Annotated in this window: 17 protein-coding genes and 1 tRNA gene; 6 read left to right on the top strand and 12 right to left on the bottom strand. The window is 59.3% G+C overall.

Annotation, left to right across the window (positions count from 1 at the left end; all coding sequences use genetic code 11):
* Positions 1-27: 27 nt before the first annotated feature.
* A complete protein-coding gene (locus tag ABIT76_00920) occupies positions 28-498 on the bottom strand; it encodes an 8-oxo-dGTP diphosphatase (GenBank protein MEO7931698.1) in 471 nt (156 codons plus the stop codon).
* Positions 499-546: 48 nt separating this feature from the next.
* Here ABIT76_00920 and ABIT76_00925 point away from each other — a divergent pair, with 48 nt between their 5' ends.
* From ABIT76_00925 to ABIT76_00935, 3 genes are all read left to right on the top strand, one after another.
* Positions 547-1329, top strand: coding sequence for a BtpA/SgcQ family protein (locus tag ABIT76_00925; protein MEO7931699.1), 783 nt, complete (start codon positions 547-549; stop codon positions 1327-1329).
* A 1-nt stretch (position 1330) separates the two neighbouring features.
* Positions 1331-2764 (top strand): ATP-binding protein, encoded by a 1434-nt coding sequence (locus ABIT76_00930; GenBank protein ID MEO7931700.1) that lies wholly within the window; start codon positions 1331-1333, stop codon positions 2762-2764.
* Positions 2765-2828: 64 nt separating this feature from the next.
* Positions 2829-3053 carry a hypothetical protein gene (locus ABIT76_00935; GenBank protein ID MEO7931701.1) on the top strand — a complete coding sequence of 75 codons (225 nt, stop codon included), beginning with the start codon at positions 2829-2831 and terminating at the stop codon, positions 3051-3053.
* 525 nt (positions 3054-3578) lie between these two features.
* Here ABIT76_00935 and ABIT76_00940 read toward each other — a convergent pair.
* Together ABIT76_00940 and ABIT76_00945 are read right to left on the bottom strand one after the other, a co-directional pair.
* Positions 3579-4289: a Bax inhibitor-1 family protein gene (locus ABIT76_00940; protein ID MEO7931702.1), complete on the bottom strand. Its 711-nt coding sequence runs from the start codon at positions 4287-4289 to the stop codon at positions 3579-3581.
* Positions 4290-4370: 81 nt separating this feature from the next.
* A complete protein-coding gene (locus ABIT76_00945; GenBank protein ID MEO7931703.1) occupies positions 4371-6959 on the bottom strand; it encodes a DNA topoisomerase III in 2589 nt (862 codons plus the stop codon).
* Positions 6960-7123: 164 nt separating this feature from the next.
* Between ABIT76_00945 and ABIT76_00950 the strand changes: the two genes are divergently transcribed.
* Positions 7124-7951 carry a hypothetical protein gene (locus ABIT76_00950; GenBank protein ID MEO7931704.1) on the top strand — a complete coding sequence of 276 codons (828 nt, stop codon included), beginning with the start codon at positions 7124-7126 and terminating at the stop codon, positions 7949-7951.
* A 1-nt stretch (position 7952) separates the two neighbouring features.
* On the opposite strand, the gene ABIT76_00955 is transcribed toward ABIT76_00950, so the two are convergent.
* From ABIT76_00955 to ABIT76_00980, 6 genes are all read right to left on the bottom strand, one after another.
* Positions 7953-8498: a hypothetical protein gene (locus ABIT76_00955; protein ID MEO7931705.1), complete on the bottom strand. Its 546-nt coding sequence runs from the start codon at positions 8496-8498 to the stop codon at positions 7953-7955.
* A gap of 40 nt (positions 8499-8538) precedes the next feature.
* On the bottom strand, positions 8539-9222 hold the full coding sequence (locus ABIT76_00960; protein MEO7931706.1) for a class I SAM-dependent methyltransferase: 684 nt from the start codon (positions 9220-9222) through the stop codon (positions 8539-8541).
* A 30-nt stretch (positions 9223-9252) separates the two neighbouring features.
* A complete protein-coding gene (locus ABIT76_00965; protein ID MEO7931707.1) occupies positions 9253-10782 on the bottom strand; it encodes an FAD-dependent oxidoreductase in 1530 nt (509 codons plus the stop codon).
* A gap of 374 nt (positions 10783-11156) precedes the next feature.
* Positions 11157-12248, bottom strand: a complete 1092-nt coding sequence (dprA, locus tag ABIT76_00970) for a DNA-processing protein DprA (protein MEO7931708.1) — start codon at positions 12246-12248, stop codon at positions 11157-11159.
* Positions 12249-12275: 27 nt separating this feature from the next.
* The gene (gene aroB, locus ABIT76_00975) at positions 12276-13355 is read right to left on the bottom strand and encodes a 3-dehydroquinate synthase (GenBank protein ID MEO7931709.1); all 1080 of its coding nucleotides are present in this window, start codon (positions 13353-13355) and stop codon (positions 12276-12278) included.
* Positions 13356-13357: 2 nt separating this feature from the next.
* Entirely contained in the window at positions 13358-14011 is a 654-nt protein-coding gene (locus ABIT76_00980; protein ID MEO7931710.1) for a prepilin-type N-terminal cleavage/methylation domain-containing protein, read from the bottom strand.
* Between the two features lie 133 nt (positions 14012-14144).
* On the opposite strand from ABIT76_00980, the gene ABIT76_00985 reads away from it, so the two are divergent.
* A tRNA-Leu gene (locus tag ABIT76_00985) sits at positions 14145-14225 on the top strand.
* Between the two features lie 55 nt (positions 14226-14280).
* Here the strand turns inward: ABIT76_00985 and ABIT76_00990 are convergent.
* From ABIT76_00990 to ABIT76_01000, 3 genes are all read right to left on the bottom strand, one after another.
* Positions 14281-17418 carry a hypothetical protein gene (locus ABIT76_00990; GenBank protein MEO7931711.1) on the bottom strand — a complete coding sequence of 1046 codons (3138 nt, stop codon included), beginning with the start codon at positions 17416-17418 and terminating at the stop codon, positions 14281-14283.
* A 52-nt stretch (positions 17419-17470) separates the two neighbouring features.
* Positions 17471-18112: a DUF4230 domain-containing protein gene (locus ABIT76_00995; GenBank protein ID MEO7931712.1), complete on the bottom strand. Its 642-nt coding sequence runs from the start codon at positions 18110-18112 to the stop codon at positions 17471-17473.
* Positions 18113-18364: 252 nt separating this feature from the next.
* Positions 18365-18850: a DUF2062 domain-containing protein gene (locus ABIT76_01000; protein ID MEO7931713.1), complete on the bottom strand. Its 486-nt coding sequence runs from the start codon at positions 18848-18850 to the stop codon at positions 18365-18367.
* A gap of 85 nt (positions 18851-18935) precedes the next feature.
* Between ABIT76_01000 and ABIT76_01005 the strand changes: the two genes are divergently transcribed.
* Entirely contained in the window at positions 18936-19886 is a 951-nt protein-coding gene (locus ABIT76_01005; protein MEO7931714.1) for a type I phosphomannose isomerase catalytic subunit, read from the top strand.
* The last annotated feature ends 5 nt before the right edge of the window (positions 19887-19891 follow it).

Consider the following 19891-nt stretch of genomic DNA (forward strand, 5'->3'; position numbering starts at 1 on the left):
TTCCGGGGACCGCCAAGTTTTTAACCGTCACCAAGAGAGCAATTCGTGGCTCAGCATCGTCTCTTCATCGAAAACGAAGCGGCCAGTGAGACGTTCCCCCGCGAGAACTTGCGGCAGCCAGAGCGCGTCGTCCTGCCACATTTCTTCGTAGGGAATCGACTGCAACTCGCACCAAAACGGCTCCGCCTCGGGCGTGGCATGGGGCTCTCCTGAGTGATCGAACGCGAGGAAAACGGAACATTGGAGTTGGAATCCATTGGTGAAATGAAAGGACAACTCCGCCACGTGCCGCGGGTCGATGGGCGTCACGCCGACCTCCTCCTGCGTCTCGCGAATGGCGCATTCCAACGCACTCTCACCCGGATCGATTTTTCCGCCCGGCGCGTTGACCTTGCCGATGCCGAGCCCACGCAATTTGTGAATCAAGAGCACGCGCGGGCCGTCGATGATGAAGCAAAGCGTGGCGCGTTGTTGCGGAATCCAGTTATTCCAATCCATGGGCGCAGAGCGTAGAGTGCTGGCGAACTCGGAAAACAGGAAATTCGCATGAAAACTCTCATCGGCATGATCCATCTCGCGGCGCTGCCCGGCACACCGCAGTCGCAGTCGAGTGTGAACGAAATCACACGCCGCGCGGTGGCCGAGGTGAGGATTTATCGTGAGGCTGGCTTCTCCGCCGTGCTGATCGAAAACATGCACGACACACCGTATCTCGCGCGAAATGTCGGGCCGGAAATCGTCGCCGCGATGACGATCTGCGCGCAGGCCGTGCGGGCGGAATTCCCGGGAAAGATCGGACTGCAAATTCTCGCGGGAGCCAACGAAGCCGCGCTGGCAGTCGCTTTTTCATGCGAGTTGCAATTTATTCGCGCCGAGGCGTTCACCTTCGGCCACGTCGCCGACGAAGGCTGGATGGACGCCTGCGCCGGGCCACTGCTACGCTACCGCCGCGCCATCGGAGCCGACGCCGTGGAAGTCTGGACCGACATCAAAAAGAAGCACGCCTCGCACGCCATGACCGCCGACATTTCCCTCGCCGAAACCGCCGCCGCCGCCGAATACATGGGTGCGAGCGCGGTGATCGTCACAGGCCGGGTCACAGGCGACGCTCCTAACCTGGGCGACTTCGAAAACATCCGCTCGCACACCGCGCTGCCCGTCGTCATCGGCTCCGGCGTTTCTGAGTCAAACCTAACTCCGCTCTGGCCGCTGGCGGACGCGTTCATCGTCGGCTCCAGCCTGAAAAAAGGCGGACACTGGTGCGGCGAACTCGACCCGCGCGCCGTCGATTCGCTCGCCCGCACCGCCGGGCGACTAACCATTTCCTAACATGCGATTGCCGGGGCTCCGCAGCATTCACTGGAAGGTGTTTGTCTCGCATTTGCTCATCCTCATTCTCCCCTGCAGCTACCTCATCTGGACCGCGCGCGGTGTGGTCGAGCGCGCCTGGCTGCAATCCACCGAGGAAGGTCTCATCGACGTCGCCACCATCACCGCCGGCGTCTATGCCAAGGCCGTGGAAACCGGCACCGCCGACCCGGCTTTCATTCGATTCGGACTCAACTCCGTCATCGAAGGACTTCGCGCTGGCAGGCCGCTCAAGTCGCGCATTTTCGGCAGCGAGCGCACCGCTTTCGACCTCGAACTCATCATCTGCGACGACAAGGGCCAGATCGTTTACGACACGCTCGGGCGCTCTGGAAAACTGCACACCAACGATGTCGTCCAGGCCCGGCTCGGCAATTACGGCGCGCGCTGGGAACACGTCGATGGCACGGTGAAACTCTACAGCACAGTGCCCGTTCGCGTCGGTGATCGCGTCGTCGGCACCGTCACCGCAGTGAAGCCAACGAAACGCATCGCGGTCTTCATTCTAACCACCTTGCTGAAGTTCGCCGTGCCCGTGTTTCTAGCCTTTTCGCTGGCTGCGATTCTCGCCTACGTCATCTCCGGCTACATTACGCGAATAGTTAGACAACTCGCCAGCCAGGCCGAGTCGATTGCCGCCGGGCAACCTAACATCAAACTGGAAACCTGGACCCGCAGCGAACTCGGCATGCTGGCGCGTGCCCTGGAAAAAATGCGACTCAAGCTCGAGGGCAAGGCCTATGTGGAAGACATGGTGACCAACCTTTCCCACGAGCTCAAAACGCCACTCGCCGCCATCCGTGGCGCGGCGGAAATTTTGGAAGACACCGACCAGCCGGAAGTGCGCCAGCGGTTTCTGACTAACATCCAGCACGAGGTCGCGCGGCTCGATCAAATCGTCGGCAACGTCCTCGCCCTCAGCCGGGTGGAAAGCCAGCGCGCGACTAACATGGCCATCGACATCGCCGCCATCACCCGAGTGCTAACCTCCTCCCATGCCGCCCGCGCCGCCGCGCTGCAACTCGACTTCCATGCCAATGTGGCGGAGGGCGAGATTTTCCTAACCATCGCCGCGCAGCAGTGGGAACTTCTGTGCAATAACCTCCTCGACAACGCCCTGCGTTTCAGCCGTCCGGGAGGCGTGATTCGCCTGCAACTCGCGAGGGAAAGTGGCGTCATCGTTCTTGAGGTGAGCGATCAAGGCGTAGGCATCGAACCCGACTTGCTGCCGAAAATTTTCGACCGTTTTTTCACCACGCCATCGCCGGCCACAGGCGAGCGCGGGACGGGACTTGGACTCGCCATTGTTAGGTCTATCGTCGAGAGCCACAGCGGCACGATTACAGCGCACCCTAACTCGCCTGCGGGCACTGTATTCCGAGTCGAGTTTCATTGAAATCTTCTCGCAAACTTCGCGGGAGCTTCATCAAATATTCACAGAGCCGCGCCAGAGTCGGCGCATGTTTCCACGCACATCCGCTCTCGCCCTGCTCCTCATTTTACCGCAACTCGCGCCTGCCGCCGATCCAGTTGTCAATTCGGTCGGCAAGGTCGAACTTTCCCTCAGCCAGTGGCAGGAAACCATGGCGCGTCTCAACAAAGCCGAGACGCTTCCGCCGCTCGTCGAAAAGCCCGCAGCGCCGTGTCCGGCGATTATTTCCAGCGCGCATTGCGAGATCTCCTAGCAAAATGGAGAGTGGCGGCTGACCACCGATTTCGAGGTCGAAGTTTTGCAGGATGGATGGTTGATCCTTCCGCTCGCCGACGCCGGAGTTCCATTGTTATCTGGCACGGTTTCGGAGGGACGAATCATCACGAAAGACGGCGCCTGCGCACTGCTGACTAACAAACCGGGTCCGGTGAAAATCCGGCTCGTTCAGGAAACGCCGCAACCTCTGGAAGACCTCGATTTCTGGGTGTCCTCGGCGACTTCCATTCAGGCGCGCCTAACATCGGCAGCGCCCGACTTGCATTGCACTCTGAACGACGCGGTTCTCACCTCCGCGCCGCTGGCTGTGGCTCCGGCGAAAGAGGAACGCACGCCGCTGCAACTCCGCCGCACTTCGGCCCCGGTCGTTGAGAAAAAAGACCTCGCGCCTGGAGTCTGGGAAAGCCGTTCCGAAACACAGATCGCCTACATGGGAGCACGCGCGCCCCTCGCGCAAAAAGTGCCCTTTTTTATACCGATCGCTCGGTCCATTAACCCGTACTCAGCGGCGCATGCGCATGAGGAAGCTGAGGATGTACCAGAAGAGCAAGGCGACACTGGCGAAGAGCGACAGCGCGGCGGCGACGTGTTGACCCGGCGCGTAGCGATGAATGAGGTTGCTGGTGTTATAGAGAATCGCACCGGAGGCAAAGACGATCATTGCGCCGGAGAACCAGAGGCCTAGGCTGATGGGGAGGAAAAATGAGGCCGCGATCAATCCCATGGCGACGAAGCCGCCGATCTTCAGAATGCCACCGAGGAAGCTGAAATCCTTGCGCGTAGTAAAGGCCACTGCGGAAATTCCGACGACCATGCCAGCCGTGAGCATGGCGGCTTGCATGAGCAGGGACGCATCGCCGGTCATGAGGAGGGCCATGGTGATGAGCGGCAGGAAGAGCAAAGATTCCGCGACGGTATAGAGGGCGAGCCCAGCGTATTGCGTTGGCAGGGAGGTGCCGTTGTTCGCCCAACGCTCCGCGATCCAGGAGACGAGCATGAAGCCGCCGAGAATCATGAGCCACGAGTAGCGGCTCGTTCCCAGCAGTTGGATGGCCTGCACTCCGAGGCCCATGTTGAGGAAAATGCCCTCTAAAACGGTGAACAGGGCGAGGGCACCAGCGAGGTGCGCATACGTTTTGCGAATGAACGCGGCGCGATCCGCCTCGGGTGTTTCGGAAACGGTGGCGGGATAGGGTTGGATGTAGGAGCTCATAAGTGGTTGCCGTTCCATATCCTGAAAACGACTTTCCGGCCACGGAAATTCGCGCCCTGGGCAGGGCGTCAGCTTGGAGGATTACTCGGACGCCGGGGCGACGGCTTTCCGCTTGGCGGGTGCCTTACGCTTGGGAGCGGGCTTGGCTTTCGCAGTTGCGGTCGGTTTTTCATCGGACTCGGATGGAACTCGGGCGAAGGGCTTGTGCGTCGGCTTGGGCTTGAAGCTTTTGCGTGCCTCGAACTCGAAGCCGACTTTCGCGCCCTCCAGTTTGAGGAAGGCGGAGAAGGGTTTGCCTTTTTTGCTGATGAAGCGCTTGAAGAGGTCGGTCTTGCCGACGGTGAAAATCTTCAGAGCCTGATCCGCCGGGATGTTTTGCTGGAGGATCTGCTTGCCCATTTTGATGGTGGGTTCGCCTTCCTTCTCGGGAACGCAGAGGTAGTTGGTCTCGGTCTCGTAGATTTTGCCCAGCTCGGTCTCGGCCAGAAGTTTGGCGGTGGTGAGGTCGGGTGCGCCGTCGGCGTCGGCTTTTGGGAAATCGAAGGTGGCTTTGCAGTCTTCATCGAGGATGATGCTGGCGGCGAAGCGGCGGCCCATTTTGCTGACGAATCCTTCCAGCGGTCCGACGCGGCGGGTGGTGAGGAGTTCCTCGACTTCCTTCGGCTCAAACTCGCGTCCGGCGACGCCTTTCCAGATGCGAAGCTGGCAGCTTTGGCAGGTCCAGGTGCGGTAATCTTCCTTAAACGGGCCGTTGCCGCATTTCGGGCAGACGACGTCGAGCGTGAGGTAGGTGCCCTCGATGGGCTCGTCGCCGAAGCCCTTGACCTTGTCCACGAGATCCTGGGTGAGATGGCGAATGCCGGTCATGAATTCGACACGGGAAAGACGGCCGGCTTCCATTTCCTTCAGGCGAAACTCCCATTCGCCGGTCAGCTCGGGCTTGGTGAGAACGTCGGCTTTGAGGTTTTTCAGGAGGGTGATGACGGAAATGCCCTTGCTCGTGGCGATGAGTTCGCGTCCGCGGCGTTCGAGATAACCTTCGTAAACCAGGCCTTCTATAATAGAAGCGCGCGTCGCCGGGGTGCCGAGGCCTTTCTCGCGCATGGCCTCGCGGAGTTCGTCGTCGTCGATGAGTTTGCCGGCGCCTTCCATCGCGCTGAGGAGGGTCGCTTCGTTGTAGCGGGCGGGCGGGCGGGTGAGGCTTTCCTTCACTTCGATCTGCTCGACGTCGGCGGTTTCGCCTTTTTTGACGGGAACGAGCGCCTTGCCAGACTCGTCGCCTTCCGCTTTTTCGGACTGAGCTTCCTTGCCGTAAACCGCCATCCAGCCTGGGTCGATGATGATTTTGCCGTCGGTTTTGAATTTCTCACCTTCGACGATGGTCACGCGGTTGGTGATCTCGAATTGGGCCGCCGGATAGAAGACCGCGATGAGGCGGCGGCTGACCATTTCGTAGATTTTCATCTGGAGATCGTCGAGGCCCGCGGGCGAGTTGCCGGTGGGGACGATGGCAAAGTGGTCCGAGACTTTGGCGTTGTTAAAGATGCGTTTGTTCGGATGAACCCAGCCGTTTTTGAGGGCTTTTTCGGCGTGCGCGCTGAGATCGCGGGAGTCGAAGCTGCCGAAGACGCTCTTCACGTTGCCGATGTAATCCTCGGGCAGATAACGCGAATCCGTTCTCGGGTAAGTGAGAACTTTATGGCGCTCGTAAAGGGCTTGGGCAATCTGGAGGGTGCGGGTTGCGGGCAGGCCGAAACGGGAGTTGGCTTCGCGCTGGAGGGTCGTGAGGTCGTAAAGCTGCGGCGCGATCTGGCTCGTGGGCTTTTTTTCCTCCTCGATGATGCCGATTTTCCTGGTGCATTTGGCGGCGATGGCCTCGGCGCGTTCGCGGGTCCAAAGGCGCTCGGCCTTGGCTTCCTCGCCCGCTTCGTCGGTGGCTTTTTTGAAACTTGGATCAAACCAGCGTCCGCGATAGCTCCCTGACTCGACTCCAAAATCGCCGAAGACTTCAAAATACGGGCGCTCCTTAAAGTTGCGGATCTTCTCCTCGCGCTCGACGAGGATGGCGAGCGTCGGCGTTTGCACGCGGCCCGCAGTCGTCTTCTGGAAACCGCCGATTTTCGAGTTGAAAGCCGTCAGCGCACGAGTCGAATTGATGCCGACCAGCCAGTCGCTTTCGCTGCGGGAAACGGCGGCGTCGGCCAGCGGCTGCATCTGTATTTCCGTTCGAAGTTTGGCAAAAGCCTCCTTGATCGCACCCGGAGTCATCGACTGGAGCCAGAGCCGCTGCGTGGGTTTGCTGGTGCCGGAGGCGGTGACGATGTTGCGGAAAATCAGCTCGCCCTCGCGGCCGGCGTCGCAGGCATTGATGATGGAATCCACGTCCTTGCGCTTGATCAGGCGCTTCAGCACATTGAGCCGGCTGGTCGTTTTTTCGATGGGACGCAGGGCAAATTCGTCGGGCAATACTGGCAGATTGACGAGGCTCCATTTGCCACGTTTCACTTCCACTCCCTCGGGCGCGCACAATTCCAGGAGGTGGCCGACGGCCGATGAGACGATGTATTCGTCATTTTCAAACCAGTCCGACTCTTTTTGAAGTTTGCCGATGACCTTGGCGATGTCGCCCGCGACCGATGGCTTTTCGGCGATGATGAGAGTTTTGCCCATGGGAGTTAAATAGATATCTGAAAAGAATCGGCTTCAGCGCGTTCACTGGGAATCGAAGCCGCACACGTTTAATCGCTGGCGGGGCCGGTTGCAAATTTCAATTTCATCCAGATCCCTGATGCATTTCTGATTGTGAGGAAACCATTCCGCCCACACTTTAGGCGATGTTTCCCCGATTGATCGTCCTGCTCGCGGCTCTTTTTCTCGTGCCGCTGCTGCGAGCGCAGGAGAGCGACCCGGCGGCGCTGGCCCTTTTCGACAGCGCCCTCGCCAAGATCCAAGCCCGGGCCATTCCGCTCCGCAAATGGCAATATCGCCAGACGCTCACGACGCAGCAATTCGACAGCGATGGCACTGTGATCGCCACGGGAACTTGGAAGTCGATCTTCCGTCCCGATGAGAAAGATCCCATCGAATACACTTCGGAGGAACTGGACGGAACGCTGACGTTTTTCCATAAGGGCGCTGAGAAAACGGCGGACAAACCCACGAAGTCAGACCAGCCCGATTCGACTCCCACTCCCGCCGCGGACGACGACGATTCCTCGTCGAACACCCGCATCGACTCGCTGGCCGACGCCATCCGCAAATATTCCCTGCGCGACCGCTACGTCTGGACCTGTCTGCCCGATGAAAAGGCTGCGGGCGAGTCCGCCGCCGTGATCGCTTTCAATCCCAAACCTGGCCTGCCGATCAAGACCCGCGAGCAGCGTTTCTTCGCCCAACTCACTGGCAAGATCTGGATCAGCCGCCAGGACGCCACCGTTCTCAAATCCGAGGGCGCGCTGCTGGAGCCGTATCGCCTTTTCTGGATCATTGCCCGGATCACGAAGCTGGAGTTTAACTACGAAGTCGAGTCCAACCCCGACAACCGCCTCCTCCGGAAAAGCCGGGCCAGCGCCGAAACGGTGGTCGTATTCCCCTTTAAGACCGTCCACCAACAGCATTCGCTCGTGGTGGATAAATACGAGCCGCGCACGCCGCGGAAGTGACTTAGAATCGATTCATCTTCTCCAGTGGGAAGATGTAGGTGAGCCGGTCCCAGGCCGCATGGGCAGCGGGGCGGGCTTCCTCCCACGGCAAATGCGCGGTGCCGCCGTGGTCGTTGTAATAGCGAATCAAATCCGGCTCGGCTTGCTCGAAACTTTCACCGGGCGTGTAGTTGTTATAACCCGCGCGATAGGCCGGTTCGTAGTCGAGATAGGACGAGCCCGGCTTCGCAAACGTCTGTTCGGCGTGATGCTTCATCCAATACTCCGGCTCGCCGCTGGGGTCGAAAAGTTCCCCGCCAATCTTGCCTGCAATCGTCCCGACCGTTCCGCCGATGGCCGCGCCGATCAATGCCCCCACGGGTCCGGCGACTACGGTGCCGATGAATGTCCCGCCGATCGCACCGGCGATGCCGCCCGCTTTTTTCTGCAATTGATGCGCCGGATCAGTCACCGGGCAATGTTTGTAATCGAGCGACTCGGCGTCGGCCAGAGTCTCGGCATCGGGCTTAAACTCGTCCGAGGGAGCGGTATTTGAGGTTTCTTCCATACAAATAATTCGTCCGGCGAAACCAAGCGGACGTGGAAAGTTAGTTTCCCGGCTTCTGCGGCGGCGCTTGGAAGGTCAATTTACCCAGATCGGCCAGCCGCCAGAGACCGAGGGATTTGTCGGCGTAACGTCCGTCGCCCTCGGGGCACGCCTCATTGATGAGCTGTAGCGGCGGTGGAAAATGGAAGGGCGGCAACTCCAGATTCAAGGTGCGCCAGCCGCCGTCGCGAGACTCGCGGTTGGCCGTGCGCCCGGTAAATGTCGTCGTCAGCAAATAGGTCGAGCCGCTGCGGACCAGATTCTGGATCGCGGCGAAAATGGACGCGTAGGAAAAATGCACCAGACAATCGCGGCAGAGCACGACATCGACTTTGGGCAGATCGTCGGCGAGGAGATTGAGGTGGAGAAACGTGCAGGAATACCCCAGCGCATGGTTTTCCAACTCCACTTGCAGACGCTCGATCAGCTCGCGAACGATGTCGCCGCCGATGTAATTTTGGATCGGAAGCGACGCCTGCCGCAACCAGCCGAAGTCGCCGCAGGGAATGTCGAGCAGACTCTCCGCGCCGAGCGAGCGGAGCAATTTCGGGACTTCCATACGAATGACAGCCGTCGTTTCGCTCTCGGACCCCGGACCCGAGCGGGAGACGGTCGATCCCCAGTGATTCGCCTCGTAGATGGAAGTGAAAATACTCTCGTGAACATTGGCGGGCACATCATCCATGGCTCACCTCTAGTGGAACCGGGTGGCGATTCAACCCTTACTCTCGACCGGACTCAGATCGCTCTCGGCCGGACCGGCGAAAACGCGTCCGTCGCATTGGAAACGCGAGCCGTGGCACGGGCAATCCCAGGTTCGCTCGGCTCCATTCCAAGCCACGATGCAACCCATGTGTGGGCAGACGGCGGAAACGAGGTGAGTCTGGCCCGACTCATCGCGGCTGGCGGCGATTTTGTGGCCGTCGCGCCGGATGATAGCGCCCTGACCCGGCTGTAAATTCTCCACGGCTTGGTCCTTGCCGCGCGAGAGAAAATCTTTCGCCAGATAGAATGGGTAATCCTTGTTTTCGACCAAATAATCCCACGTCGCAGACAGTTTCTTGCGCTCCACGGCGAACAAATCGCTCCACGGACTCGCGCCATCGACGATCAAATCCGTGATCATCCGCGCCGCCAATGTCCCGAAACTCGTCCCGTGCCCGGCGTAACCGGTGCCGATGTATTGGTGCTCCCGCATCGCGCCGATGTAGGGCAACCCATCGACCGGCTCGACGACCTGACCCGACCAACGCCGTTCCAGTGCGACTCCGGGGAGGAGTTCGCGGAGTTTCGCCTCCAATCGCTCGAAGCGCTCTTCGGTGTTTAACTCCTGGCCCGTTTTGTGGTCCTCGCCGCCGAGAATCGCCACGTCGCCATCCTCGTGATGATCGATTCGCAGATACAAATAGGGATCCGCCGTGTCCCACCAGAGCATTTCGGGGACGGTGCCGGTCGGTATTTTCCCTTCGACGGCGTAGGTGGAATAAAGCGCGAGCTTGGTTTGCAAGAGCGACTGGCTCAGAAAACCGGCGTGACCGGTGAGCGGAACGTGAGTCGCCAGCACGAGGTCGGTGTAGTGGATCGTATATTTATTGCCCGTGGCATTCGCCGTGGCGCGAGTCGGATCGTCATGAAACTCCGACGCCTCCGTTTGCTCAAAAAGCAGCCCGCCCGCCTCCACGAACGCCTGGGCCAGCGCACGCAGATATTTCACGGGATGAAATTTCCACTGGTTCGCGTAGCGAATCGCCGGACGCCCCGTGATCGGGCCCGCTTCCATGAACATACCGGGGAAACCAAGTTCGTAGTCGAGGTCGGCCTCGTCGCGGAGTTCCTGGGCTGCCTCTTTCAGATCGGCGTCCTCGGCCACGACCAGAAACGCCGGAATCGCCCGCAGCTCGCAGTCGATCCCGAGTTCGGTCACGATCTCGCGCAATTCATCAATCGCCGCCCCGTGCGCATCCCAGATCGCCTGGGCGTGGTCGCGCCCAAAATGTTGAAGAAGATCGGTCAGCAGCATGTCGGTCACCTGGGTAAGATGCGCCGTGGTGTGCCCGGTCTGGCCCTCGGCGATGCGCCCGCGTTCGACGATGGCGACGCGTTTGCCAGCCTTGCGCAGCAACCAGCCCGCCGTGATGCCCGTGATGCCGCCGCCGACGATCAAGACATCGACCTGCAAGTCGGATGCGAGTGCAGGAAACGAGATTTCCTCCGCCGTTTCGAGCCAGTAAGGAGTGGTGTTCATGCCAGTGTAACGCGCCTTGCCCCAGCGCCGGACGGTGATTTCTCTGCAACTCCACTCGGAGAACGCGCAGACGGGAGTACCAATCGAATGGACGAGAGGCCCGAGCGGACGAAAATCAGGATCGAGCGGACGAATTTGGAGAGCGGACGGACAAATGACGAACCCACGCGGACGAATCTAGAGTCTGCGCGAACGAATTTGCAGGTCGGACGAACCAATTGGGACCTCACGCGGACGAATTTTTGGTCCTCGCGGACGAATCATGAACCCGCGCGGACGAATCTGCGAGTCGGACAGACCAATTTGCACCTCGCGCGAACCAATTTTCTGCTTCCGCGGACGAATTTTCTGACGGGGCGGACGCCGGAGCGGAGTTAGAGCAGTTTCACGAAACGCTGGCCGGGCAATTGTTTCACGAGGCGTTTCATTTCCAGGGCGAGGAGGGTGGAAAGGACTTTGCCGGTGGCCAGGCCGCTGGCGGCGACGATGCGGTCGATGGGCGTCTCGTCATCGGTGATCGCGTCGTAAACGGCGCGTTGCTCGTCGCTCAGGTCGGCGGGCGCGCTGCGCGTCAACTCTGGCGCATGCCGGAAGAGCGTGCCGAGGTCGTCGAGGATGTCGGCGGCGTCCATCACGAGTTTGGCACCCTGCTGGATGAGCCGGTTGGAGCCCATGGAGTTCGGCCGGTCGATGGGGCCGGGAACGGCATAAACGGTGCGGCCTTGTTCGAGGGCCATGTTGGCGCTGATGAGCGCGCCGCTATTGAGTCCGGCTTCGACGACGAGCGTGCCAAAGCTCCAGCCGCTGATGATGCGGTTGCGCATGGGGAAAGTTTGCCGGTCGGGTTGCACGGTGATGGAAAATTCGCTGATGACGGCTCCATTTCCGGCGGCGATTTTCTCGGCGAGTTCTTTGTTTTCCGGTGGGTAGAGAAATTGGTGTCCACTGCCGAGGACGGCGATGGTGCGGCCCTTGGCGGCGAGTGCGCCCTGATGCGCGGCGGTGTCGATGCCTCGGGCGAGGCCGCTGACGACGGTGAGGCCGGAGTAGGCGAGTTGGTAGGAGAGTTTGCGCGCGGCTTCGATGCCGTAGTGGGTGGTTTTGCGCGAGCCGACGACGCCGATGGCGTGCTGGTCTTTTTCGAGAAGTTTCCCCCAGACGTAGAGAACGGTCGGCGGGTCGTGGATTTCGCGGAGGAGCGGGGGGTAAAACGAGTCGGCCTGGGTGATGACGGTGACGCCGTATTCCTGAATGCGGGCGAGCTCGGCGCTGAGGTCGATGGTGCGTTCCCAGTTGGCAATCTCGGAGGCGGTGTCGGGACCGATTCCGGGGATTTGCTCAAGGACGGATTGTCGCGCGGTGAGGATGCGCTCGGGAGTCTCGAAGCAATCGAGCAATTTGCGAATCCGCACGGGGCCGATGCGCGGGATCATGTTGAGCGCGATGCAGGCCTCGGTGTGATTCATGGAAAGAGATGAATCCCAAACCGGCTCCTAGCGCAAGGCTTCTATCTCGCGGCGGATGTCTTCGATGGAAATGGAACTCGCCACAAAGGCGTCGCCGATGCCGGGCGAGAGGATGAATCGAATCTGGCCAGCGGAGAATTTTTTGTCCTTCTGGAGCGCAGTAAGAATCGATTCTGTGGAGATGCTGGCAGGGAGCTGCGTGGGGAGTTGGAAGCGAATGAGCAAGGCCTCGATGGCGGCGAGATCGGCGGCAGGCATCTGTGCGTGGGAGACGGACAATCGCGCCGCCGCGAGGATACCGAGGCTGATGGCTTCGCCGTGCAGAAGGTTGCCGTAGCCGGCGGCGTTTTCGATGCCGTGGCCGATGGTGTGGCCGAAGTTGAGCAGCGCGCGCAGGCCGAGGGTTTCGAATTCGTCCTGGCTGACGATGCTGGCCTTGATCTCGATGTTGCGCTGGATGATGGAGGTGAGGTCGTCGATGTTAGCACAGTCGAAGGACTGGAGTTTTTCGAAGAGGTCCGCGTCGCGGATGATGGCGTGCTTGATGATTTCGGCGAAACCCTCGTTGAACTCGCGCTCGGGCAATGTTTGCAAGGTGCTAACATCGACTAACACAGCGCGTGGTTGATGGAAACTGCCGACGAGATTTTTGCCACTGGCGAGATTCACGCCGGTCTTGCCGCCGATGGAGCTATCGACTTGGGCCAGGACGGTGGTGGGTATTTGAATGCAGGGAATGCCGCGAAAATAGATGGCGGCCACGAAACCCGCGAGGTCGCCGATGACTCCGCCGCCAAGTGCGATAACAATGGAACTCCGGTCCAGGCCAGCGTCGGCCATCTTGTCTAACAACCCTTCCGCGACGGGCAACGATTTGCTTTTTTCCCCGGCGGGGACAGTTAGTAAAACTGCTTCGATGTTAGCAACGCGGAGACTGTGCAAAACGCATTCCGCATAGAGTGGGCCAACATTATCATCCGTAATGACGGCCACCGTAGATTTCAGGTTGAGAAAAGCAATCTGATCAACAAAAGATCTAAGAAAACCACACCCGATTGCAATGGAGTAGGATCTGTCCGCCAGACACACTGAAACTCCCGACACCATTTTCAAGGTGCTACATACGTATAATCCCACCGCTTGCTGCCTTCATCACCAGTTTTTATGATAAACTTACTGAAGAGAATGTCTTCTGCATGGCCATCGGCATAAACTACATTGATTCTCTTGCGAGAAGAATGGGTGCCACGGTCGCCGATTCCGGCAGTAGTGACAGTTACCAAAACGTCCGCATCTCCTATGCCGCTAAATGTAAGTCCTGTTCCTGCGGATAACGCCGGCGCAAACATAATAAGGTTACTTGGATAGGTGATTTTTGAGCTATCAATGCCAAGTATTCCAGTAGTAGCACCCTCGCCATTTATTCCATAACTTACTGGTGAAGAAGTAGTCTCGGTAACTGTTCGACTATCAAAAGGCGATTTAAAGACTTTCCATGTGGAGATGTAGGAAGGATTCAGCTGTTGTTGCCAAACTTTGGGCGCACTCGTTGCCGTGGAGCCACTGGGAATTTCTCCATTATTATCCCCTTTGAAAGCCTGCACAGCGATTCCGAGTTGCTTGAGATTGCTCAAATCACTCATTGCCCTGGCTTTTTCCTGAGCCTTCTGGAAAACCGGCAGAGCGATGGCTGCGAGAATGCCGATGATGACGATGACGACGAGAAGCTCGACGAGGGTGAATGCCTGAGTGGATTTTTTCATGAGTCTGGGGTCAGTTTGAGAACGCCGGAACGTAAGGTGAATTGCCCCGGATGAAAAGGCATTTTCTGCCCACACGCCCAAAGAAACCCTTGCGCGTTTCGCTGGTCAGGGTATTCTCACGGCTCACAAAAAAGCTCGGGTGGTGAAATGGCAGACACGTACGCTTGAGGTGCGTATGCCGAAAGGCATGGGGGTTCAAGTCCCCCCTCGAGCACTTTACCTCAAAACCACATTCCTGATTGGAATGTAACTCCGCTCCAGGCCCAGTTTTAGGGTGCCAAGGGAGCGATCTCCAAACGCAGCGGGGCTGGTGCGGGCGTGGGGCTCGGAGTGGCGGTCGCAGATTCGACAGCGGGAGCGGGTGGCAGATCGGCGGTGACGGTGGGTTTCGCGGATTCGACCGTACCGTTTTCCAGAGTCGAATTCATGAAATAGACCAGCACCGCATCGTTCTCCGCAGTGGCGTTTCTAGTCAAAGCCATCGGCTGAATGCGGAGTTTTCCCAAGATGAGCGGAGTCCGGGCGGTATCGCGCAGGACCAGTTCCGGCTGCACCAGCCAGGTGTTTTCTTTTCCGCGAATTTCCACCGGCTGCGCGGCAGTGACTTCGAGTTCGATCTTCCAATCCGCTGGCACCCACGGGAGTGAAAACCGGCTCACCGGCGGCAGTTCGACCTCAGGAGCAGAAAGGGTCAGCTCGCGATGGAGCACGGTGCTTTGCAGGCGAACCGCGCCGCTGATCGACCGCCCCTCCGCCGGGCCTTGCAGATGCACCGTGCCATCGGCGACCGCGTGGGAATCATCCGCCGCAGAGAGCGTGAGCGCCTTGCCTTCGATGGTGAGATCAACATTTTCCGCAGGCAGAAAACCGCTCGTGCCATTCACGGTGAAACTGCCTCCGCGATAGCTGCCGGTGATTTTTTCCCAAGACAACCGATTGATCGTCAAGGCCAGAGCGCCGTTGAGTTTTTGCAGAGGCGACTCCAGCCACTCAGGTTGCCATTCAGTGTTTTGCAACGTGATCGCGCCATCGAAGGCGGGCGTTTTCCACGTTCCAGTGAGAGTCAAATGTGCGCCAGCGTCGCCTTTCAAAACCCGGCTGGCACGCCACCACGGATGCAGCAGCGGCAATGCAAGTCGGTTAGCCTCAATCGTGCCGGAGAGCGCCGCCGAGTCGTCGAGCCACTGGCCTTTGATCAGGTTTTCCTGCGAAAGCGCGGTCTTGCCCGCGAAATGCGCAGAGATCGTGTCGCGAACCTCGCCTGGATTGATCTCCGTATCGACTTGAAGCGCGTTGCTGGTGAGATTCACGGTCGCCTTCATCGCCGGAATCGTGAGATTTTCCGGTCCAAAAAAGTCGCTGAGTTCCATCTGGATGTGGCCTTCGAGACTGTCGAGCGGGCCCTCAGCCGCCAGGCTGAAATTCGTCCGTCCGCGCACCGGCAGATGACGCCCCGCGAGTTCGCAAAGTTCGTCGAGCCGCACTTTGCTCGCGGTGATTTGCCCCGTCGCAGACGCCTTTGAGTCGAGCAGCGAGGCGAGTGTGGGATTATTCAAAGCCGCCAGCAGATTGATGGGCAACGTGATGTTTCCCGTCGCCGTCGCGCCGCCGCTGCCGTTGAGGTGCAGATCGCGCAATTCCATCGACTCGGGGCGCACGATGAGAGCGGCGCTGAGCTTCGCGTTCGGGCGCACCAGCGAGAGTTGATTCAAGGTGATTCCCGCAGGCGAATATGAGCCGTGGGATTCCACTCCGAGCGGCACGGCGTTCGCCTCGTGGGAAACGAGGAAATCGCGCAAGCTCACCTTGAATGCTCCCGAGTGCGCGTGGCTCGTGCCGTCGCCGCTCCACCAGAGCTTCACGCCGCCCGCCGCCGCGTGCTCGGCCACCGCCTTCGGCAAAATCGCGTCATAGTCCGCGATGTCGGCGGCAGTCACGGAAAATTCCCCGGTATAACGCCGCGGCTCGGCCAGGTTCAGAGTCCCCCAGCCCGCGGCCTTGTCTCCCTGGCGGGCAAATTCCAACGCCGTCGCGCTGACCTCGCTGCCCTGCAAATTCAGGTCGCCGCGCACCCGGTCCACCGCGACTCCGCTGATCTCTAGCGGGCCGCCCCGCATTTTCAGGTTGCCGGAAAATTGCCCGCCCTGATTGCGCACTTCACCGGCGAAAAAAGCCTCGCCAGCGATTCCTTTCTGACCCGGCAGAAGAAGGAGCGCCGCCGAGTGCAAATCGTCGATCTGGGCAAGGACTTGAAATTGAAATTCGTTCGGCAGTTGCGTCCATTTTGCGGGCAAATTCGACGTGCCCTTGAGTTGGATTTGATTCTTGTCCTGTACAAGATCGAACTGGGCGATTTCGATCCGGCGATTCACCAGCAATCCGCTGGCGATGAGCGAGTTCCAGCGCCGTTCGTGCCAGCGAAAATCGGTCGCGTTCAGGCGCAAAGTCGTGTTCGATTTCGCCATTTCACCCGGACTCCCATGGAAGGTGAGCCGACCCTCGTGGATCGTCCCTTCGGCCAATTGATTGTTGCCGACAAACTCGCCCAGCTCGCGCACGGACAAGTTCCAAAAGGACGCCGCGGTGTCGATCTCGACGGGCGATTTGCGGCGATCCAGATCAAGGTCGGTGCGCCACTGACCACCAAACGCGCTGAAGAGCAGGTCGGAGGTGATTTTTTGTTTCTCGGGCTTGGTAAAATCGAGCGAGCCGCGCTCCAAAACGAGGTCGGGGGTGAACTTGATTCCGCCGACGTAGAGCGCGCGGTCCTTGATCGCGGTGGTGCCTTCGAGATTGCTAAAAGTGCGTTTCCACGGCGGGAGCGACGCGGTGAGATGGGGAATGTCGATCTCGCCCGCGACGTTGGGCAGGAAGGTGAAATCGGCGTTGGCGAGGTCGATCTTCGTGTTGCCGCACGCCAAATTTGCCGAAATGCTGTTCCCAGTGAAGGACTCGGGAAAACGGTTGTGGAAGTTCGACGCCAGCCGGGCGGAAGCATGTTTTTCGGCCTTCTCCGACTGCCACTTCCAATCGACTTGGGTTTTTCCCACGGCGATTTTCTTGATCGGAGACAAATCCTTCCCAAAGAGCAGGCGCCAGGGCGAAAAATCGATCTCGATGTCTGCCGAGCGAATCTGATTTTCCGAATGCCGCTCGTCAGTGAGTTCCATTCCATTCAGCAGGGCGTGACCGCTGAAAAAATCTGCCTCGACCTTGGCAAAAGTCACCGTCGAACCCATTTCCCTCGCCCGCGCCGTGAGCTGACGCCGCAGCCACCAGGTCGAAATGCCCGGTTGAAAAAAATAAATCAGGAAGGTGAACGTGAGCAGTCCCGCGAGATAAAACTGCCAGCGAACACGCTTTTTTAAGGTCGGAGGAGGGTTGAGGGCGGGCGTCGTCGTTTCCACAATAAAGAACCGCGAGGTTAACCTGAAACCCGCCGTGGCCAAAGACGGATTTTCAGGGCTGCACGCGGACGACTTCCAGACGCGGGTCCCATTGCGATCGAAGTCGCATGGTGAAATTTTCCTCCGCCTGCGTCACGAGCCCGCGGCTTTGGTCGCGCGCCTGCTGCTGGAGCGCGGCGACGGAGGTTTCCAAATCGTCGGCGGAAATGGGGTTCCAATAGCCGTTTTCGAGCGCCTCGACTTTCATTTCGCGCTGCTCGACGGAGAGAATCGTCGCGGGCGGGAGGAGAATGCGATGGTGCCCTTTCTCGACTTGGATTTCGAAACGGTCGAGGAGGTTGAAGCCGATTTTCACCCGGTATTTGCCGCGCAGCCGCAGGGTTTTCGTGCTGCCCGCCCAGGTGTGAACGAACTCGCGCTGGACTTCGGTGTCTTTCTCGAGAATCGCGAGTTCGGCGATGTTGGCCGTGGTTTCGGAGAGAACGCGCTGCCGCACCCGCACGCGCGGCTGGAAATTCGTCATCGCGAAAAACTGCGAGCGGAGTTGCAGGGCTCTTTGCTCCAGTGCCGCCTCGGTCGCCGCCGCGAGCTGCCTGGGAAAATTTTCCGCCCAGCGCGCTCCGTAGTAGGCCAGCGCCGTGAGCAGCAGGCAAAAAATGGTGAAACCCAGGACGCGGACAGGTGGACGTTGCATCGTAAATTGCAAAAGCTAAGCGAACGTTCTGCCCTAAAAAAATACTGGCCGCCGAACTAAAAGTCCGACGGCCAGCTGTTCCCCCCAGAACAATTCTTGAAATCTGTCGTTATGTTTCCACACATTTTTCAGTGTGCAACCAACTTTTTGAATTGCTTCAACCAGTTGCTTAACGTGGTTAACTAATAATCGATAAAGATTAGTCCGCCACTCTTTTTTTCAGCTATTTGGTTTTACCCGGTTAAGCTCCTCCTACTCCCCGGAGGCTTGCTGCGCGTGCCTCGCGATGCGGGCTTTGCGCCGCCAGACAAACGCGTAAACCAGCAGATACACCGCGCCCGCTGCCAGCAGACCTACGATGACGGAACCGATGAGGACTGGCATACCTACCTTCAGAAATTTGTTCCAGTCGTGAAAGAAATCGAGGTTGAGTTGCCCGCGTTTGATCTTCGGCGCGAAATGATGCGGGTGCGAGGTGAGCCAGAAGCCGAGCTGATACTCCACGCGCAGGATCACCGGCAGAAACGGCAGCAACAAATCGTGCAGCGTCACCGCGATAATCGCCGCCGGCGTATTCACCCGCAAAATCAGGCTCGTGAAATAACTCAGCAGCGTCTTCACACCGAAAAACGGCAGAAACCCGAAAAACATCCCGATCGCACCCCCGGTCGCCACCGAGTGCGGCGTCGCATTTTGCGTGAGCACCTGGCGGAGCTTTTCCTTGATGTTCCAATTCATGCGGGGCGCGCACCCTACACGCATTCGCGGGCCGTAAAAAGTTGAATAGTTGCGCCCCGCCAGCCGCGCCTTTACTACTTCCCTCATGGAATTTAACGATCCGCTCTTCTTCGAGCCCCTCTTCATGGAACGCGTCTGGGGCGGCAGCCACCTCCAGACCCTCTTCGACAAACACCTCCCGCACGGCAGCCGCATCGGCGAAAGCTGGGAAATCGTCGATCGCGAGGAAGCCCAGAGCGTCGTCCACATCGGCCCGCTGAAAGGCTCCACCCTCCAGGAACTCTGGACCGGCTACCGCGCCGACGTCTTTGGCAAAGACTACATCGCCCATCCCTCGCCCCGCTTTCCCCTCCTCTTCAAGCTGCTCGACGCCCAGGAACGCCTCTCCATCCAAGTCCATCCGCCCGCCGCCCTCGCCCCCATCCTCGACGGCGAACCGAAGACCGAAATGTGGTACATCGTCGATGCCCGGCTCGACCACGCCATCTTTGCCGGAGTCAAAAAAGGCACCACGCGCGACACCTTTCAGCAACACCTCGATGCCGGCACCGTCGAGGAAATCGTCCAGCGCATCCCCGTTGAATCCGGCGACGCCATCTTCATCCCCAGCGGACGCCTCCACGCCATCGGCGCGGGCAACGTCATCGTCGAAATCCAGCAAAACAGCGACACCACCTACCGCGTCTTCGATTGGAACCGACTCGGACTCGACGGCCAGCCCCGCCAGCTCCACGTCGAACAATCGCTCCAATCCATCGACTACAACGACACCGACCCCCAACTCCTCCCACGCGACCAGGAGGAACTCGTCCGCTGCGACTACTTCCGCGTCGAGAAATGGGAGATCAACGAACCCCGCGCCAGCATCACCGACGGTCGTTTTTGCATCATCACCGTGCTCACCGGCCGCATACGCACCGGCCGCCGCGTCTTCTCCAAGGGCGAATTTTTCCTCGTCCCGCCGACTCAAAAAGATCTCACCCTCTACCCCGTCGCCCCCGACACCACCCTCCTCCGCACCACGATCCCGATCTAACTCCG

The sequence above is a fragment of the Chthoniobacterales bacterium genome (assembly GCA_039930045.1).
In the GTDB taxonomy this organism is placed as follows: Bacteria; Verrucomicrobiota; Verrucomicrobiia; order Chthoniobacterales; family DASVRZ01; genus DASVRZ01.

What these genes read in the sequence shown, in the direction of transcription:
- ABIT76_00920 (MEO7931698.1), bottom strand. Translation starts at nt 498, where the DNA reads ATGGATTGGAATAACTGGATTCCGCAACAACGCGCCACGCTTTGCTTC.
- ABIT76_00925 (MEO7931699.1), top strand. Translation starts at nt 547, where the DNA reads ATGAAAACTCTCATCGGCATGATCCATCTCGCGGCGCTGCCCGGCACA.
- ABIT76_00930 (MEO7931700.1), top strand. Translation starts at nt 1,331, where the DNA reads ATGCGATTGCCGGGGCTCCGCAGCATTCACTGGAAGGTGTTTGTCTCG.
- ABIT76_00935 (MEO7931701.1), top strand. Translation starts at nt 2,829, where the DNA reads ATGTTTCCACGCACATCCGCTCTCGCCCTGCTCCTCATTTTACCGCAA.
- ABIT76_00940 (MEO7931702.1), bottom strand. Translation starts at nt 4,289, where the DNA reads ATGAGCTCCTACATCCAACCCTATCCCGCCACCGTTTCCGAAACACCC.
- ABIT76_00945 (MEO7931703.1), bottom strand. Translation starts at nt 6,959, where the DNA reads ATGGGCAAAACTCTCATCATCGCCGAAAAGCCATCGGTCGCGGGCGAC.
- ABIT76_00950 (MEO7931704.1), top strand. Translation starts at nt 7,124, where the DNA reads ATGTTTCCCCGATTGATCGTCCTGCTCGCGGCTCTTTTTCTCGTGCCG.
- ABIT76_00955 (MEO7931705.1), bottom strand. Translation starts at nt 8,498, where the DNA reads ATGGAAGAAACCTCAAATACCGCTCCCTCGGACGAGTTTAAGCCCGAT.
- ABIT76_00960 (MEO7931706.1), bottom strand. Translation starts at nt 9,222, where the DNA reads ATGGATGATGTGCCCGCCAATGTTCACGAGAGTATTTTCACTTCCATC.
- ABIT76_00965 (MEO7931707.1), bottom strand. Translation starts at nt 10,782, where the DNA reads ATGAACACCACTCCTTACTGGCTCGAAACGGCGGAGGAAATCTCGTTT.
- dprA (MEO7931708.1), bottom strand. Translation starts at nt 12,248, where the DNA reads ATGAATCACACCGAGGCCTGCATCGCGCTCAACATGATCCCGCGCATC.
- aroB (MEO7931709.1), bottom strand. Translation starts at nt 13,355, where the DNA reads ATGGTGTCGGGAGTTTCAGTGTGTCTGGCGGACAGATCCTACTCCATT.
- ABIT76_00980 (MEO7931710.1), bottom strand. Translation starts at nt 14,011, where the DNA reads ATGAAAAAATCCACTCAGGCATTCACCCTCGTCGAGCTTCTCGTCGTC.
- ABIT76_00995 (MEO7931712.1), bottom strand. Translation starts at nt 18,112, where the DNA reads ATGCAACGTCCACCTGTCCGCGTCCTGGGTTTCACCATTTTTTGCCTG.
- ABIT76_01000 (MEO7931713.1), bottom strand. Translation starts at nt 18,850, where the DNA reads ATGAATTGGAACATCAAGGAAAAGCTCCGCCAGGTGCTCACGCAAAAT.
- ABIT76_01005 (MEO7931714.1), top strand. Translation starts at nt 18,936, where the DNA reads ATGGAATTTAACGATCCGCTCTTCTTCGAGCCCCTCTTCATGGAACGC.